The organism is Chania multitudinisentens RB-25 (assembly GCF_000520015.2).
Taxonomy (GTDB): Bacteria; Pseudomonadota; Gammaproteobacteria; order Enterobacterales; family Enterobacteriaceae; genus Chania; species Chania multitudinisentens.
Genome location: NZ_CP007044.2, coordinates 3,456,764 through 3,473,598, shown reverse-complemented (window position 1 = coordinate 3,473,598; position 16,835 = coordinate 3,456,764). Strand labels below are relative to the sequence as shown.

Genomic DNA, 16,835 nt, shown 5'->3' with positions numbered 1-16,835 from the left:
TGCGGTTGACCACGGCGCCGGTGGAAAACAGCTGTCACCTAGCCGCTCGCGATTCGAAGCCTGAAGTTCATTCACTGTTCTCCCGTGCCTTCGTCGCACCCTTTTTCCGCTTTTTCGCCCCGCCAGCAGAGGGGGGCGGCAAACCATGAAACGCCACGCTGACCCGGTTTTGTTTCGCCTGATAAATCAACTCTTGTAAGGTTCCCTCCAGTGGCTGCATGAAATCTTGATAGCGGCAGGATTTCTCACTGATTTGCGTAAGCCGGGACTCCCATTCTGCCGTCATATCAGGCCGTGCCGCCTGATCAGGCAGAGAATGAATCAATGCCCGCCCGGTTTCGCTGGAATGGATATACCGCCCTTTTTTGTAGAGAAACGCCCGTTTGAACAATAACTCAATAATGCCCGCACGCGTCGCTTCCGTTCCTAAGCCATCGGTTGCACGCAGAATTTTCTTTAATGCTTTATCCTGAACAAACCGCGCAATCCCGGTCATGGCTGAAAGCAGGCTGGCATCAGTGAATGGCCGCGGCGGTTGGGTTTGGCGTTCAACCACTTCACCACGTTCACACAGCAACTCATCATCTTTGGCGACAACCGGCAATGGTGCACCTTCGTTCTCCTCGTCACGTTCTTTATTGCCCAGCAGAGTGCGCCATCCTGCCTCTGCCAAAAAACGTGCTTTGGCCACAAACTTCCCGCCCGCAATATCCAGTTCGATCACACATTTGCGGAACATGGCATCCGGACAGAATTGCATCAAATACTGGCGTGCCACCAAGCCATAAACGTTAAGTTCGTCCTGGTGCAGGTTGGCTTTGCTGGCGCGAGCAGTTGGAATAATGGCATGGTGGGCATCCACTTTTTTGTCGTCCCAACAACGGTTGCGACGTTCACTGTCGATCACTGGTTGTGGATAGAGATCCGGCTGATGCACGCTGATGGCATTCAACACCGCGTGACGCCCAGCAAAATGTTCTTCTGGCAAATAACGGCAGTCTGAACGCGGATAAGTAATCAGTTTGTGGGTTTCATACAGGCGCTGGCAGATATCCAACACCTGCTGAGCGCTCAGGTTGAAGCGTTTCGCTGCCTCAATTTGCAAGGTGGAAAGAGAAAACGGCAACGGGGCAATCTCTGATTCCCGTTTATCATTATAGGAGGTGACCCTCGCTGGCTGGCCCTCAATGCGCTTGACCACATGTTCGGCCAGCGGTCGGTGCAGCAAGCGCCCTTCTTCATCCTGATAAGGTTCACAGGAATCGCTCGGTTGCCACAGAGCAACAAAACGTTCTTCTTTCGGCGTAACAATATGCGCTTTCACTTCGAAAAAATCTTTCGGAACAAAATTTTCAATTTCTTCGTCACGCCTTACTACCAACCCCAACACCGGCGTTTGCACCCGCCCGACCGACAGCACACCGTCATAGCCTGCGTTGCGCCCCAACAGGGTGTAAGCGCGGGTCATATTAATGCCATACAACCAATCAGCACGCGCCCGAGCCAGTGCAGAAACACATAGGGGGATGAAATCACGGTTATCACGCAAGCGCTCAACGGCACGTTCTACCGCTTGTGGATTAAGATCGTTGATCAGGCAACGGCGCACACTCTGCCGTTTTTCCGCCGTCAAAGCCAAATAATCCAGCACTTCATCAACCAATAATTGCCCTTCGCGGTCTGGGTCACCGGCATGGATCACTTCGTCTGCCTCTGCCAACAGTTTTTTAATGGCGTTCAACTGTTTACTGACTGAAGGGCGCGGCTGTAACAGCCATTTCTGGGGGATAATCGGCAAATCAGCGAGCGACCAGCGCGCATAACGGCTGTCGTAAGCATCAGGCTGGGCCTGTTCTAATAAGTGGCCCACGCACCAGGTCACCACATCGTTATTACCACAGGCAATAAACCCATCACCCCGTCGGTGAGGTTTAGGCAACACATCAGCAATGGCGCGAGCCAAACTCGGCTTTTCGGCAATAAACAGGCGCATTATTCACCGCTATTCTGGCTGTACGTCATCAGGAACTCTTTTACCTCAGCATAGTAGCCACGGAAGATGATCCGCTGGGCTTTCTTCTCTAATTGGTAGCGATACATCGGATCGTAATAATGCTGCAACAACGGCACCAGCCACTGTTGGTGAGCATCGCTGTTACCACTGGCCTGCTGCAACGGCAATGCCCACTTCAGCCGCTGCGTCATCTGTTGGAAACGCTCCAGTCCCAAACGGCGGCGAATAGCAAACAGACCGTGGTGCAGATATTCATCATATTTTTGCCAACCTTCCAACTCACCATAAGCCTGTTCAAAGGCAACGCGCATCTGATCGAGATATTCAGTCTGCAAACGGGCCAAGCGTACCTCAAACGGATCGTCAATCACCACCAAAGGGGATTGTTGCATGCCGTTGAACAAGGTTAGCGGTAAATTATTGGAACCAATAATCCGGCTTTCATCTTCCAATACCCAACGGTGGCAACCTTCCTGCTGTTTTTTTAACATCAGCACGGCCAGGCGATTCTCAAAATCAATCTGCGAATGCTGTTTCAACAGGGTACGGCCAAACGAGGAACCACGATGATTCGCTGTGCCTTCCAGATCAATGCCGGCAGCCAGTTCCTTGATGAGCAAAGTCTTACCACAACCGGTATTCCCGCCTACAATGATCATCGGCAAAGCAGCACAGAACTCCAACGTACCCAATAAGAAGCTACGGAGCGCCTTATAACCACCGCAGACTCGCGGATAGTCCTCCCCGGCTTCCCGTAGCCATTGCTGAACCAGTTGCGAACGCAACCCACCACGGAAACAGTAAATCATCCCCTGCGGTTGGCGAGCACATTGCACGATCCACGCCTGCATACGCTGTTCACGCAGCGAACCATTCACCAGACGGTGCCCAAGCGCCACCGCTGCTTGCTGGCCGTGCTGTTTGTAACAGATTCCCACCGCCTGACGCTCACTATTATTCAACAATGGCAAATTGATAGCCGAAGGGAATGCCCCTTGCTGAAATTCTATTGGTGCACGTACATCAATCAGTGGCACATCTTGTAAAAAAATGCGCCGATAATCGTCAACTTCCAGCTGAGTTTGCCTAGTTAACACTAAACAACCTCAATCAATGGTTTACCCGGCTGAGCCGCATGCAGTTCACCAATCGCATTTAGCGTAATGCCATAACCTGCTGCAATCGCCCGTACGCTGGCCTCCGCTTCCGGTAACACCGCCAGCAATAAACCTCCTGACGTTTGCGGATCGCACAACAGCTGGCGTTGTAAATCATTCATAGCGCCCAGTAAATGGCCATAGCTATCGAAGTTACGGTCAGTCCCCCCCGGCACGCAGCCTTCATTGATATAGCGCTCTATATCAGGCAGTTTCGGCACCTGATCAAACCACACGGTAGCCTGCAAACCTGAACCCTGGCACATTTCACTCAAATGCCCCAACAGCCCAAAACCAGTCACATCGGTCATTGCAGTAACACCGGTTATTTCAGCAAAATCCGTACCGGATTTATTTAACTGGCACATCACCTGCGTTGCCAATCCTTCGTGCTCCGGCTGCAGCTTGCTCTTCTTCTCGGCCGTTGTCAGCACGCCAATGCCCAATGGCTTGGTGAGGAATAATTTCGTTCCCGCCTGCGCCGCGCTGTTCTTTTTCACCCGTTCAGTGCTGACTACCCCGGTCACTGCCAGGCCGAAGATCGGTTCTGGGGCATCGATAGAGTGCCCCCCGGCCAAGGCAATACCGGCCTGCTGGCAGGCATAACGCCCGCCGTCAATCACCTGCTGTGCCACTTCCGCTGGCAGTGTAGCAATCGGCCAACCCAGAATGGCAATCGCCATAATCGGTTTCCCCCCCATCGCATACACGTCACTGATAGCATTGGTGGCCGCAATGCGGCCAAAATCAAACGGATTATCGACAATGGGCATAAAAAAGTCAGTGGTACTGATAATGCCAACGCCATTGCCAATGTCATACACCGCTGCATCATCACGGGTTTCATTGCCCACCAGCAAACGCGGATCAACAAATTTTTCCTGTTCGCTATGCAGTATCGTTTCAAGCACTTTCGGTGAAATTTTGCAACCACAGCCAGCACCATGGCTGTACTGGGTTAAACGGATAGCCGACGAGGTCATTAATCCACTCCCTTTGGGTAATCATCTTCAGAATATCACAATGAGTAATAGGGTAACGCTTGCCGAAAGGATTGATAAGAGCAGGCTGGCATTATGCGTGCAGCCTGCTCAAAAACAACCCAGAACTGCGGAGTATCACGCAGTTTCTAGCAACGTTTTACGGGCAGGATCAAAAATAGCTGACGAAAGGCGTGCTGTCTGGTGCCACAACTTTAGCCACCGCTTTCAATTGCGGAGTACCAAGATAAAGAAAGCCCACAATCTCATCTTGCTCACGGCAGGCAAAGGCCTCACGCACCAGCGGATGCTCTGTCCAGGCACCGGTACGCCAGATGCCGTTAAACCCCTGTGCCAGCGCAGCCATCTGCATCGCTTGCACCGCACAACCGGCAGAAATAATCTGCTCCCAACGTGGGACTTTCGGGCTTTCGCTGCAATGAGCGACTACGGTAATAATCAGTGGTGCGCGGAATGGTGCCTGTTTCGCCTTTTCAATGCCTGCTTCATCAAGCTCATCATGTTTCGCCGCTGCCTGTAACAGCTCACTGAAACGCTCCAATCCTTGGTTTTCAATCAACACAAAGCGCCATGGCTGCAATGCACCGTGATCCGGGGCACGCAACCCGGCATTAATAATATTCTGGCGCACTTCACCGGTTGGCGCAGGGGCCGCCAGGCGTGACGCTGAACGGCGGTTCAATAAAAGCTCAAGTGCATCCATTTATAAACTCCTGATACCCATTATTTATTTCGATCACGTTAGCATAGCCCTACAGGGAGTTACAGACTCTGCAATACTGTATGTGACACACGATTTAAAGCTGACATTTCTTTAGCGGCTCATTAGGATAACGGCATATTCTTGATTATTGTTGGAGAGCACATGCGCACATTGTGGCGATTCATTACCGGCGTTTTCAAGTGGACATGGCGTCTGCTGAATTTTATCAGGGAACTGATCCTGAACTTGTTTTTGACTCTGCTGATCCTGATCGGCATCGGTATCTATTTTTCTTTCCAGAATAGCCCAACCTTGGAAACACCGCGCGGGGCATTGTTGGTGGATCTCAGCGGCATTGTGGTTGACCAGCTCTCCATAAACAGCCGCGTTCGCCAATGGAGCCGTGAATTGTTAGGTTCCTCCAGTAATCGTTTGCAGGAAAACTCGCTGTTTGACCTGGTGGATACCATTCGTAAGGCTAAAAACGATAAAAACATTACCGGTATGGTATTACAGCTGAACGACTTTGCCGGTGCCGATCAACCTTCCCTGCAATATATTGGTAAAGCACTGCGTGAATTCCGCGACAGCGGCAAACCGATCTTCGCCATTGGCGACAGCTACAATCAGACCCAATATTATCTGGCCAGCTATGCCAATAAAATTTATCTGTCGCCGCAGGGGGCCGTGGATCTGCACGGCTTTGCCAGCAATAACCTGTATTACAAATCGTTGCTGGAAAAACTGAAGGTTACCACCAATATTTTTCGTGTCGGAACCTATAAATCCGCGGTAGAACCTTTTATCCGTGACGATATGTCTCCGGCAGCCCGTGAGGCTGACAGCCGTTGGATTGGTGGCCTATGGCAGAACTACCTGAATACCGTTTCAGCCAACCGCCAACTTACGCCAGAGCAGCTATTCCCAGGGGCAGCAGCGATCCTCAGCGGCCTGCAAGCGGCGGGGGGTGATACCGCGAAATTTGCGCTGGACAGCAAGCTGGTTGATGAACTGGCATCCCGTATCGTCGTTGAGAATCAACTGGTAAAAACCTTCGGTTGGGACACACAGAGCAACAATATCAACGCGATCAGTATCTACGATTACCAACCCAAGCCCACGCCGGATCAGGGCGGGCAGATCGCCGTCATCTTTGCTAATGGCGCCATTATGGATGGCCCACAGACGCCAGGAAGCGTGGGCGGTGATACCACTGCCGCAGAACTGCGGCAAGCTCGCCTTGATCCGCAGGTCAAGGCCGTGGTTTTCCGTGTAAATAGCCCTGGAGGCAGCGTGAGCGCCTCTGAAGTGATCCGTTCCGAGCTGGCCGCCGTTCGCGCAGCCGGGAAGCCAGTGGTGGTTTCGATGGGAGGCATGGCTGCCTCCGGTGGTTATTGGGTATCAACACCCGCGGATTACATTATTGCCAGCCCAAGTACCCTGACGGGTTCTATCGGGATCTTCGGTGTGATCAACACCTATGAGAACACCCTGAGCAGCATTGGCGTTCATACTGACGGTGTATCAACCTCTCCGTTAGCCGATTTAGCTGTGACTAAAGCGTTGCCTTCCGAATTTTCGCAGATGATGCAGTTGAATATCGAAAACGGCTATAAGAACTTTATTGATCTGGTTGCCAATGCCCGCAAAATGACACCGGAGCAGGTCGATAATATCGCGCAAGGCCATGTATGGATTGGCAATGATGCCAAGAAAAATGGCTTGGTCGATCAGTTGGGTGATTTTGATGACGCCGTGAAAAAAGCAGCAGAATTAGCCAAATTGCCCCATTGGCAACTTAACTGGTTCGTGAACAGCCCCAGCCTGGCGGATATGATCCTCGGCCAGTTTGGCGTATCAATGCATGCATTGTTGCCAACCGCCCTCAAATCAATGTTGCCAGCACCCTTGGCTTCCATCGCTCAGGCCGTCACAACCCAGCCTGGTCTGTTTAATAACCTGAATGATCCGCAGAACCGTTATGCGATCTGCTTAACCTGCGGAGAAGTCCGCTAATATCCCACTCTCGAGCCCGGTATCCACCGGGCTTTTTTTTGCCGTTATCAGATGCACAAGTCAGGTGGTTTTCCCTCATCATTCCCCTGTTGTTTGCCAGCTATTGAGTCTATTCTCCTATCATTCTGCTCTCTAAAATCCATTGAGATTAATGCTATGCGCAAGAAATCCATTTACGTCGCCTATACAGGCGGCACTATCGGGATGCAACGTTCCGAACACGGCTATGTCCCAGTTTCTGGCCACCTGCAACGCCAACTGGCATCAATGCCCGAATTCCATCGCCCGGAAATGCCTGACTTCACCATTCATGAATATGTTCCACTGACCGACTCTTCCAATATGACGCCAGAAAACTGGCAGCATATTGCCGATGATATCGCACAGCATTACGATCAATACGATGGCTTTGTCATCCTGCATGGCACCGATACCATGGCTTTCACCGCTTCGGCGTTGTCGTTCATGCTGGAGAATCTGGACAAACCGGTCATTGTGACGGGGTCACAAATCCCCTTGGCTGAATTGCGCTCCGACGGCCAAATTAACCTGCTGAATGCCTTGTATCTGGCAGCAAATCACCCAGTGAATGAAGTCAGCCTGTTTTTCAACAACAAACTGTTCCGCGGTAACCGCACCACCAAAGCGCATGCCGATGGTTTTGACGCCTTTGCTTCACCAAACTTGCCGCCGCTATTGGAAGCGGGAATTCATATCCGCCGCCAGGCCGGTATTGCCTCCCCGGTTTGCTATGGCGATCTGCAAGTACATAACATCACGCCGCAGCCGATTGGCGTTGTCACTATTTATCCAGGGATTTGCGGTGCCGTTGTGCGTAACTACTTGCTGCAACCGGTAAAAGCGTTGATCCTGCGCTCCTACGGTGTCGGTAATGCTCCGCAAAAAGCGGAATTGATCGATGAATTGCGTGATGCTTCCGAGCGTGGCATCGTAGTGGTCAATTTGACCCAATGTCTCTCAGGCCGGGTCAACATGGATGGGTATGCCACTGGCAATGCCCTGGCCCAGGCTGGTGTGATCAGTGGTTTTGATATGACGGTAGAAGCCGCTCTAACCAAACTACATTACCTATTAAGCCAACCCCTGACACCAGAAGATATCCGTAACCAGATGCAACAGGATCTGCGCGGTGAACTCAGCGCTGCGGGTTGACCATCTCGGAGTTGAAATGAAAGCTGCCCTGCTGTTGATTGATTTACAAAACGACTTTTGCCCTGGCGGTGCTCTGGCCGTTACCGAAGGTGATCACACCATCGCGATTGCCAATCAGGCAATCGATGCCTGCCTGGCCCGGCATGAACCCGTGATCGCCAGCCAGGACTGGCACCCAGCAGAACACCGCAGTTTTGCGGCGAACTCCCATGCTCAGATAGGGACGCTCGGTGAACTTGAAGGGCTGCCGCAGCGGTGGTGGCCAGTCCACTGTGTTCAAGGAACCCCTGGAGCGGCTTTTCATCCACAGCTCAAACAACAACGGTTGGCTGCCGTTTTTCGTAAAGGTGAAAACCCAGACATCGACAGCTATAGCGCATTCTTTGATAACGGCCATCGCACCCAAACAGCGCTTGATGGCTGGTTGAAATCCCAGGGTATCACACAGCTTGCCGTGATGGGGTTGGCGACCGATTACTGTGTGAAATTCAGCGTTCTGGACGCTTTGCAACTAGGCTACTCAACCCAGGTTATCGTTGAAGGGTGCCGCGGCGTCAATTTGCAACCAGAAGACAGCCAGCAAGCATTGCGGGAGATGCAACAAGCAGGCGCACACCTGGTGACACTGTCACAATTTATGCATCGCTAATCCTGTGGGGCACTGCTCACTGCCCCACTTTATTGTTATCTCTATTATTTTCGACCCTGTTCACATTCTCACCATTCTTTCCTAGCCATCTCTTGTCCGATCACGGCTCTTTTGCTGTTATGGCAAAGGTTATACGCATCCGGGGCCTGCTTGAGCCCGGTTTTATTTTGCCGCCTTCCGGCGGTTTCGGTCAGCCTTGCTGACCAAAGGAGATGACATGGCTTTAACCCGTAAACTTCTGCCTTTACTGGTCGCGGTGCAATTTGGTATGGCTGGCGCAGGTATGGCGCAAGCAGCTTCTTATCTGTCCGTCGGTTATTTTAACGGCGGTGGAGATGTCACCGCCGGGCCTGGGGGGGATATCAATAAGCTGGACGTTACCCAGATCACGCACCTGAATTACTCATTTGGCCTGATTTATAACAATGAAAAAAAGGAAACCAACCCGGCGCTGAAAGATTCGGCCCATCTGCACCAGATTTACCTTTCCCCTAAAGTGGAATCTGACCTGAAACTGCTCCCCGTTTTACGCAAACAAAATCCAGCCTTGAAGGTCTTGCTCTCGGTCGGTGGTTGGGGAGCGAGAGGATTTTCCGGCGCAGCAGCTACACCGGAAAGCCGTGCTGTTTTTATTCGTTCAGTGCAGGATGTGATCAATAAATATCAGCTAGACGGCATCGATCTGGATTGGGAATACCCGGTTAACGGCGCGTGGGGTCTGGTAGAAAGCCAACCTGCCGATCGCGACAATTTCACTGTTCTGTTACGTGAACTGCATCAGGCGCTCGATAAAGACAAATTGCTGACTATTGCCGTAGCGGCCAGTGCCAAAAGCCCACAGGAATGGCTTGATGTAACGGCGATAGCGCCCTATCTGAATTATATCAATCTGATGACATACGACATGGCGTATGGCACACAGTATTTTAACTCCAACCTTTATGACTCCAAACAGTGGCCCACGGTAGCCGCTGCCGATAAATACAGCGCCGATTTTGTGGTTAATAACTATCTGGCTGCCGGCTTAAAACCAGCCCAACTGAATCTTGGTATTGGTTTCTACGGCCGTGTTCCCAAACGCGCTACCGAGCCAGGTATTGACTGGGATAAAGCTGACGCGGCCAAACATCCGGTGACACAGCCTTATTTTACCGAACATGAAAAAGGCATCTTCAAATCGCTGGGGGTGGATTTGGAGAAAGACACTTACATCAAATACAACGATATTGTCAGCAAAATGTTGCAAGACCCGCAACAGCGTTTCAGTGAACACTGGGATAATGATGCCAAAGTGCCCTATCTGATGATGCGCTCAGCTGCGGGTAAACCGGTGTTTGCAGTTAGCTACGAGAATCCGCGTTCAGTAGCAATCAAGGCTGATTATATCAAGGGTAAAGGGTTAGGAGGGGCGATGTTCTGGGAATACGGTGCCGACGATGAGAATCGCTTGGCCCAGACATTGGCCGAAACGCTCGGTATTAACACATTGAAAAAATAAACCAACCAGGGCGATGTTCACATCGCCCTACCTCATAGTAGAGTTCCCCTGAACTTACCCAAATCATCAGGGCTGAAGAATAATAGCCAGCCTCAGCTTATTGCGGTTTCAGTTTAACCAAAGGTTCCGCAACAAACTGCTGTTTCAGTTCCTGTTTGCTTTTCATCACAATCTGGCCATCGATGCCAATACTCATATGCTGCGGATCGGTGTTGTGCATCGATTGCCACAGCATCACCGCCTGTAGGCTATTCTCTTTCTGCTCAGGCGTTAACGCTACGCCGTCTGGCCATTTACCCAGCTCCACGGCTTGTACCAACCGCTGGTAGATTTCTGGCGTCATGGCCGCAATCAAATCTCTCACTTCCATCAACACGGTTTCCTTATTGACAGATGAATAATTAGCTGAATCGATTTTGTTGATCAACTTACTACTTAACCAGCCGTTTTTTCACCGTTTTCGCTATCGGTGAAACTTAGTGACGCCGAGTTAACACAGTAACGTTCGCCGGTTGGCTGTGGGCCGTCTGGAAATACGTGCCCAAGATGAGCATCACACTTGCCGCAACGAATCTCTATCCGCTGCATATTATGTGAATTATCATCAAGATAACGAATGGCATCGCTGGAAACAGGTTGGTAAAAACTTGGCCAGCCGCAGCCGGAATCATACTTGCTTTCAGAATAAAACAGTGGTGCGTTACAACACAGGCAATGGTAGATACCTTCACGCTTGTTGTGCAGCAATTTACCGGAATAAGGTGCTTCTGTGCCACGCTCCTGTGTTACATAGCGTTGAATTTCATTCAGTTGCACTGTCTGTTGGTTAACAGGTGTCTCTTTAGACATTGGTACTATTCCCAGAATATGGATAATGTCAACGAAAACAATCGACAATAATAACAAAAAATTAACAACGCCGTAGACCTTTTTAGCCTAAACTGTACGGCATACAGGCTATAGCCAGCATTATATGTGACTTACATCACATATAATGTATGCACAAACTTTATACTTAGCAGTTCGCTCTCATATCAAGATGAAGGCAAAGGTGAATGGAGTGTGCAATAAGCGTGCAAAATCGGTTCGCTGGTTTGATTTGCCGCAACAATTGACACGATTCCGCTTGACGCTGGGTACGGTTTTTGTAATTTTACAACCAACCTTTTATTCACTAACAAATAGCTGGTGGAATATATGACTATCAAAGTAGGTATCAACGGTTTTGGTCGTATCGGTCGCATTGTTTTCCGTGCTGCTCAAGAACGTTCTGACATCGAAATCGTTGCAATCAACGACCTGTTAGACGCTGATTACATGGCTTACATGCTGAAGTACGACTCTACCCATGGCCGTTTCAACGGTACTGTAGACGTTAAAGACGGCCATCTGGTTGTTAACGGTAAAACCATCCGTTGTACCTCAGAAAGAGATCCGGCTAACCTGAAATGGAACGAAGTCAACGTTGACGTCGTTGCTGAAGCAACAGGTCTGTTCCTGACTGACGACACTGCGCGCAAACACATCACTGCGGGTGCCAAGAAGGTTGTTCTGACTGGCCCATCTAAAGATGATACCCCAATGTTCGTTATGGGCGTAAACCACAAATCTTACGATGGCCAACAGATCGTTTCCAACGCCTCCTGTACCACCAACTGCCTGGCACCATTGGCTAAAGTGATCAACGACAAATTCGGTATCGTTGAAGCGTTGATGACCACGGTTCATGCGACTACCGCCACTCAGAAAACTGTTGACGGTCCGTCTCATAAAGACTGGCGTGGTGGCCGTGGTGCCGCTCAGAACATCATTCCTTCCTCTACTGGTGCAGCTAAAGCAGTAGGTAAGGTTATCCCAGAACTGAACGGCAAACTGACCGGTATGGCGTTCCGCGTGCCTACCCCGAACGTGTCAGTGGTTGACCTGACTGCACGTCTGGCAAAACCAGCAACCTATAAAGAAGTTTGTGCCGCGATCAAGGCTGCTTCTGAAGGCGAACTGAAAGGCGTTCTGGGTTATACCGAAGATGAAGTGGTTTCTACCGATTTCAATGGCGAAAAACTGACTTCCGTATTCGATGCAAAAGCCGGTATCGCGTTGAACGACAATTTTGTGAAACTGGTTTCCTGGTACGATAACGAAACCGGCTACTCCAACAAAGTACTGGATCTGATCGCTCACATCTCCAAATAATGGTATGATGTATCAGTGATTATCAGGGCGACATAATGTCGCCCTTTTTGTTACTCACTAAGTCTGCTTGTGCAGGCATGGTTATTTATTTCTGGCTCTGCCTGTATCTTCTTTACCGCCATCCAACAAATTAAGTGGAATGCTGAGTAGGGTTTTTAGGGCAGTGGGATGCCCTAAAAAGGGCGAAATTAATACCGCCTTCTATGAAGGTGGATGTTTCCTGGTTTTTTGCGGCGAAAAGAAGGCAATAACGTGCACGAAGAAATCTTCACCCTACCCGTTACCGAACAAATCACCCCCTTTATCAGCAAGCGTCAACAGGATGAACTGCCTATCTTGGTAGTGACACACCCGAAAGTTCGTGCTGCCATTGCCTTACAGGGTGCACATTTACTGGCTTGGCAACCCAACGGAGATGAGCCTGTACTCTGGTTAAGCGACAATACCCCCTTCAAAACAGGCAGTGCAATTCGTGGCGGTGTGCCAATTTGTTGGCCATGGTTTGGTAAAGCAGGCACCCCCTCTCATGGATTCGCCCGCAATCAGCCCTGGGCGTTAACTGCCCATGATGAAAACGAAAACGGTGTCGTTCTGACATTTACCCTGCAAGATAATGAACAAACGCGTCAGCACTGGCCACACGCCTTTACGCTTATCGCCCGTTTCAAACTGGGTGAAGAATGTGAGATTGAATTAGAATCCCATGGGGATTATCAGGCTACTGCCGCACTGCATACTTATTTTCAGATCGGTGATATCACGCGCGTCAGCATCGCTGGCCTTGGTGAACGCTATATCGATAAAGTGGCACACATTGCGGAAGCTCATCAGGCCGGAGATCTGGTATTTGTTGGCCAGACCGACCGAGTTTACACTCAGCCAACCAACTGTAGTTTGATCCACGATCCCGTGCTGCAACGCACAATTGAAGTGACTCACCACCATATGAGCGATGTGATTGCCTGGAACCCGGGCGCAGCGCTTGCTGCCAGCATGGCGGATATCTCGGAAGGCGGCTATAAAACGATGGTCTGCGTGGAAACCGGGCGAGTAACAAAACCGTTGGTTGCTACGGAAGCACAACCTGCACGCCTGGCGGTGACGTTGCGCAGCCGCAAGAACCGTTAAATCTCGGATTAAAATTTATTGCACCACAAAATAGCAAAAGGGGCTTTTACGCCCCTTATTAGTGCAAGCCGTGCACGGTTATCGTGCAGACAAGATCAGAAGTTGTAACTTACACCGCTCAGTAAAATCCCCGTATAGGATTTATCGATCATCGGGCTGTCCTTCACTTCGCTAGACAAACGGATATAACGGCCCGTCACAAACGCATTCCAATTTTGGTTAAATCTATAATTTGCTGTCAGTTCAGCATAAGGCGCCCAGCTATTTCCTGGCGTATAGCTATCCAGGCCACTACGGCGGGATTCGTTCCCACTGATACCATAGTAATAATCTGTTTGATTCCCGCTGCTCCAGGTAACACCAACACCCGGCACTAACGTCCAGTTATCAGGGGTAAAGCGGTAAAGGTATGCAGCATCGCCCAATATCCCATCGCTGTTATTCAGCATATCGCCAGACAATGCGGTACGGATTGTCCCCCAGTCTGCATTATGCGAATACGCTAACCCCGCCATCAACGTGCTACGGCGCTTGTCTAACAGCTTCATCTGCGCATCATCGCTATCGCCGGGTTTAAAATGTTGCGGCAGGTAATACCCCATAATGCTCAGTTGATTCTGTTGGTCATTCCACAGATAGTAACCCGCCGTCAAGCTACGAAAATAGAAGTTATCACCTTCGTAGTTAACAATAGGGGCTGGGTAAACACGAGTTTGGTGACCACGATACGGCTCTGGTGTCACCAACACGCCCGCACCAAGTGACCAGTTTCCTGCTTGGGCGCTGTGCGCGCAAACCATAGCGGAAGCGATAATTGCTAACGTTTTGAAATGAGATATTTTCACTGGTTTTCTTCCGTAAATGACAGAGTAAAAGACTACAACATAGTTTATGTGAAAACGGAATTACCTGTCGAATTTTTACAAAAGAAAATGACCAAGATCGAATAACTTAGAGCAAAAGTATGAATTATTAATGGCAAAATCATGAACTATTCCGTCACAACCCGCGCCAGACAAGGCATTTCGCTAACCTGCAATAACTGAGTCATTGATATGACTTAAAAAAATCTTTTTCCATGTAGGAAATTTTTCAGTATGCAACTACGCTTAAATCAGAAGATGAATTTATCCTGGGCTCAGTGGCAATACAGCGCAACTCGCGATAATAAGCGCACCAAGTTGGCATACGGGTTGCTGTACTCAGGTATAACTTCTCTCTTCCGGGAGTCAGAACACCAACACATACTCCCTTTAACCTGTGCTAATAACGAAAGGACGGGCATCGCCATGAACATATTTGATCACTATCGCCAGCGCTACGAAGCTGCCAAGGACGAAGAGTTCACACTGCAGGAGTTTCTTACCATTTGCCGGCAAGACCGCAGTGCATATGCCAACGCGGCGGAACGTCTGCTTATGGCTATCGGTGAACCGGTCATGGTAGATACCGCGCTTGAGTCGCGCATGTCTCGCCTGTTCTCCAACCGAGTAATCGCTCGCTATCCGGCATTTGAGGAATTCTACGGCATGGAAGAAGCTATCGAACAGATAGTTTCTTACCTAAAACATGCCGCTCAAGGCCTTGAAGAGAAAAAACAGATTCTTTATCTGCTGGGCCCAGTTGGTGGAGGTAAATCATCGTTGGCAGAGCGCCTGAAAGCGCTGATGCAACGAGTACCTATTTACACCCTGAGCGCCAACGGCGAACGCAGCCCGGTCAATGACCATCCGTTGTGCCTGTTTAACCCGCAGGAAGATGCCACTATTCTGGAAAAAGAATACAACATTCCTACGCGTTACCTTGGCACCATTATGTCGCCATGGGCAGCAAAACGCCTGCATGAGTTCGGTGGCGACATCACCAAATTCAAAGTTGTGAAGGTTCGCCCTTCCATCCTTGAGCAAATTGCCATCGCCAAAACCGAACCAGGCGATGAGAACAACCAGGACATTTCTGCTCTGGTCGGTAAAGTGGATATCCGTAAACTGGAAAACCACGCGCAGAACGATCCCGATGCCTATGGTTACTCCGGTGCATTATGCCGGGCCAACCAGGGGATTATGGAATTCGTCGAGATGTTTAAAGCACCGATTAAAGTGCTGCATCCTCTGCTGACCGCCACCCAGGAAGGTAACTACAACGGGACTGAAGGGATCTCTGCCCTGCCGTTCAACGGGATTATCCTGGCGCACTCGAACGAATCGGAATGGGTGACATTCCGTAACAATAAAAATAATGAGGCTTTCCTTGACCGTGTTTACATCGTCAAAGTGCCTTACTGCCTGCGGGTGTCGGAAGAGATCAAAATCTACGACAAACTGCTGGATCACAGTGAACTGACCCACGCGCCATGCGCCCCTGGTACGCTGGAAACGCTGGCTCGCTTTACTGTTCTTTCACGGTTGAAAGAACCGGAAAACTCCAGCATCTACTCGAAGATGCGGGTTTATGACGGTGAGAGCCTGAAAGATACCGATCCAAAAGCCAAGTCGTATCAGGAATACCGTGACTATGCCGGGGTTGATGAAGGGATGAATGGTCTTTCGACCCGTTTCGCCTTCAAGATATTGTCTCGAGTATTCAACTTCGATCACATTGAAGTGGCGGCGAACCCGGTACATCTGTTCTACGTATTGGAACAACAGATTGAGCGTGAGCAATTCCCGCAGGATCTGGCTGAAAAATACCTGGAACACCTGAAAGGTTATCTGATTCCGAAATACGCCGAATTTATCGGCAAGGAAATTCAGACGGCCTATCTGGAGTCTTATTCTGAATATGGCCAGAACATCTTTGATCGCTACGTAACCTACGCTGACTTCTGGATTCAGGACCAAGAGTACCGTGATCCAGATACCGGCCAGTTGTTTGACCGCGAATCGTTGAATTCTGAACTGGAGAAAATCGAAAAGCCAGCAGGTATCAGCAACCCGAAAGATTTCCGCAACGAAATCGTCAACTTTGTTTTGCGTGCACGTGCCAATAACAGCGGCCGGAATCCAAACTGGACCAGTTACGAGAAGTTGCGTACGGTTATCGAGAAGAAAATGTTCTCGAACACCGAAGAGTTGCTGCCCGTCATTTCCTTTAACGCTAAAACCTCAACGGATGAGCAGAAGAAACATGACGACTTCGTTGACCGTATGATGGAGAAAGGCTACACCCGTAAGCAGGTTCGTTTGTTGTGCGAATGGTACCTGCGGGTGAGAAAATCTTCATGATATCAGCGGCAATTGATGTCATATAGATAGCCTGTCTACCTGGTGGATTTCAGGTTGCAGCGCGATAGCTGATGTATGC

14 protein-coding genes are annotated in these 16,835 nt (G+C 50.0%); 7 read left to right on the top strand and 7 right to left on the bottom strand.

All coding sequences use genetic code 11. The annotated features are described in order from the left end of the window. Nucleotides 1-67 precede the first annotated feature (67 nt). The 4 genes from Z042_RS15175 to Z042_RS15160 all read right to left on the bottom strand — a co-directional run bounded on the left by Z042_RS15175 (nucleotide 68) and on the right by Z042_RS15160 (nucleotide 4,875). Nucleotides 68-1,993 (bottom strand): DNA topoisomerase III, encoded by a 1,926-nt coding sequence (locus Z042_RS15175; RefSeq protein ID WP_024910835.1) that lies wholly within the window; start codon nucleotides 1,991-1,993, stop codon nucleotides 68-70. Beyond that, entirely contained in the window at nucleotides 1,993-3,111 is a 1,119-nt protein-coding gene (mnmH, locus tag Z042_RS15170) for a tRNA 2-selenouridine(34) synthase MnmH (protein ID WP_024910836.1), read from the bottom strand. Before mnmH ends, Z042_RS15175 begins: the two co-directional genes overlap by 1 nt. Then, nucleotides 3,111-4,154: a selenide, water dikinase SelD gene (selD, locus tag Z042_RS15165; protein WP_024910837.1), complete on the bottom strand. Its 1,044-nt coding sequence runs from the start codon at nucleotides 4,152-4,154 to the stop codon at nucleotides 3,111-3,113. Before selD ends, mnmH begins: the two co-directional genes overlap by 1 nt. A 169-nt stretch (nucleotides 4,155-4,323) precedes the next feature. Beyond that, complete coding sequence (locus Z042_RS15160) at nucleotides 4,324-4,875, bottom strand: NAD(P)H nitroreductase (protein WP_024910838.1); 552 nt, start codon at nucleotides 4,873-4,875, stop codon at nucleotides 4,324-4,326. Nucleotides 4,876-5,037: 162 nt separating this feature from the next. Between Z042_RS15160 and sppA the strand changes: the two genes are divergently transcribed. The 4 genes from sppA to chiD all read left to right on the top strand — a co-directional run bounded on the left by sppA (nucleotide 5,038) and on the right by chiD (nucleotide 10,211). Beyond that, on the top strand, nucleotides 5,038-6,891 hold the full coding sequence (sppA, locus tag Z042_RS15155) for a signal peptide peptidase SppA (RefSeq protein ID WP_024910839.1): 1,854 nt from the start codon (nucleotides 5,038-5,040) through the stop codon (nucleotides 6,889-6,891). 156 nt (nucleotides 6,892-7,047) lie between these two features. Continuing rightward, complete coding sequence (gene ansA, locus Z042_RS15150) at nucleotides 7,048-8,064, top strand: asparaginase (RefSeq protein WP_024910840.1); 1,017 nt, start codon at nucleotides 7,048-7,050, stop codon at nucleotides 8,062-8,064. Between the two features lie 16 nt (nucleotides 8,065-8,080). Next, a complete protein-coding gene (gene pncA / locus Z042_RS15145) occupies nucleotides 8,081-8,713 on the top strand; it encodes a bifunctional nicotinamidase/pyrazinamidase (protein WP_024910841.1) in 633 nt (210 codons plus the stop codon). Between the two features lie 217 nt (nucleotides 8,714-8,930). Next, nucleotides 8,931-10,211, top strand: coding sequence for a chitinase ChiD (gene chiD / locus Z042_RS15140; protein ID WP_024910842.1), 1,281 nt, complete (start codon nucleotides 8,931-8,933; stop codon nucleotides 10,209-10,211). Nucleotides 10,212-10,308: 97 nt separating this feature from the next. Here chiD and Z042_RS15135 read toward each other — a convergent pair whose 3' ends face one another. Both Z042_RS15135 and msrB read right to left on the bottom strand, forming a co-directional pair. Next, nucleotides 10,309-10,581: a YeaC family protein gene (locus Z042_RS15135; RefSeq protein ID WP_024910843.1), complete on the bottom strand. Its 273-nt coding sequence runs from the start codon at nucleotides 10,579-10,581 to the stop codon at nucleotides 10,309-10,311. Between the two features lie 65 nt (nucleotides 10,582-10,646). Further along, nucleotides 10,647-11,060 carry a peptide-methionine (R)-S-oxide reductase MsrB gene (gene msrB / locus Z042_RS15130; protein WP_024910844.1) on the bottom strand — a complete coding sequence of 138 codons (414 nt, stop codon included), beginning with the start codon at nucleotides 11,058-11,060 and terminating at the stop codon, nucleotides 10,647-10,649. A gap of 348 nt (nucleotides 11,061-11,408) precedes the next feature. Between msrB and gapA the strand changes: the two genes are divergently transcribed. Further along, nucleotides 11,409-12,404 (top strand): glyceraldehyde-3-phosphate dehydrogenase, encoded by a 996-nt coding sequence (gene gapA / locus Z042_RS15125; RefSeq protein ID WP_037405813.1) that lies wholly within the window; start codon nucleotides 11,409-11,411, stop codon nucleotides 12,402-12,404. 252 nt (nucleotides 12,405-12,656) lie between these two features. Then, the gene (locus Z042_RS15120; RefSeq protein WP_024910846.1) at nucleotides 12,657-13,532 is read left to right on the top strand and encodes a D-hexose-6-phosphate mutarotase; all 876 of its coding nucleotides are present in this window, start codon (nucleotides 12,657-12,659) and stop codon (nucleotides 13,530-13,532) included. Nucleotides 13,533-13,627: 95 nt separating this feature from the next. On the opposite strand, the gene Z042_RS15115 is transcribed toward Z042_RS15120, so the two are convergent. Then, entirely contained in the window at nucleotides 13,628-14,332 is a 705-nt protein-coding gene (locus Z042_RS15115) for a MipA/OmpV family protein (protein ID WP_037405920.1), read from the bottom strand. Nucleotides 14,333-14,821: 489 nt separating this feature from the next. Here Z042_RS15115 and yeaG point away from each other — a divergent pair, with 489 nt between their 5' ends. Continuing rightward, nucleotides 14,822-16,756 carry a protein kinase YeaG gene (gene yeaG, locus Z042_RS15110; RefSeq protein ID WP_024910848.1) on the top strand — a complete coding sequence of 645 codons (1,935 nt, stop codon included), beginning with the start codon at nucleotides 14,822-14,824 and terminating at the stop codon, nucleotides 16,754-16,756. Nucleotides 16,757-16,835 lie beyond the last annotated feature (79 nt).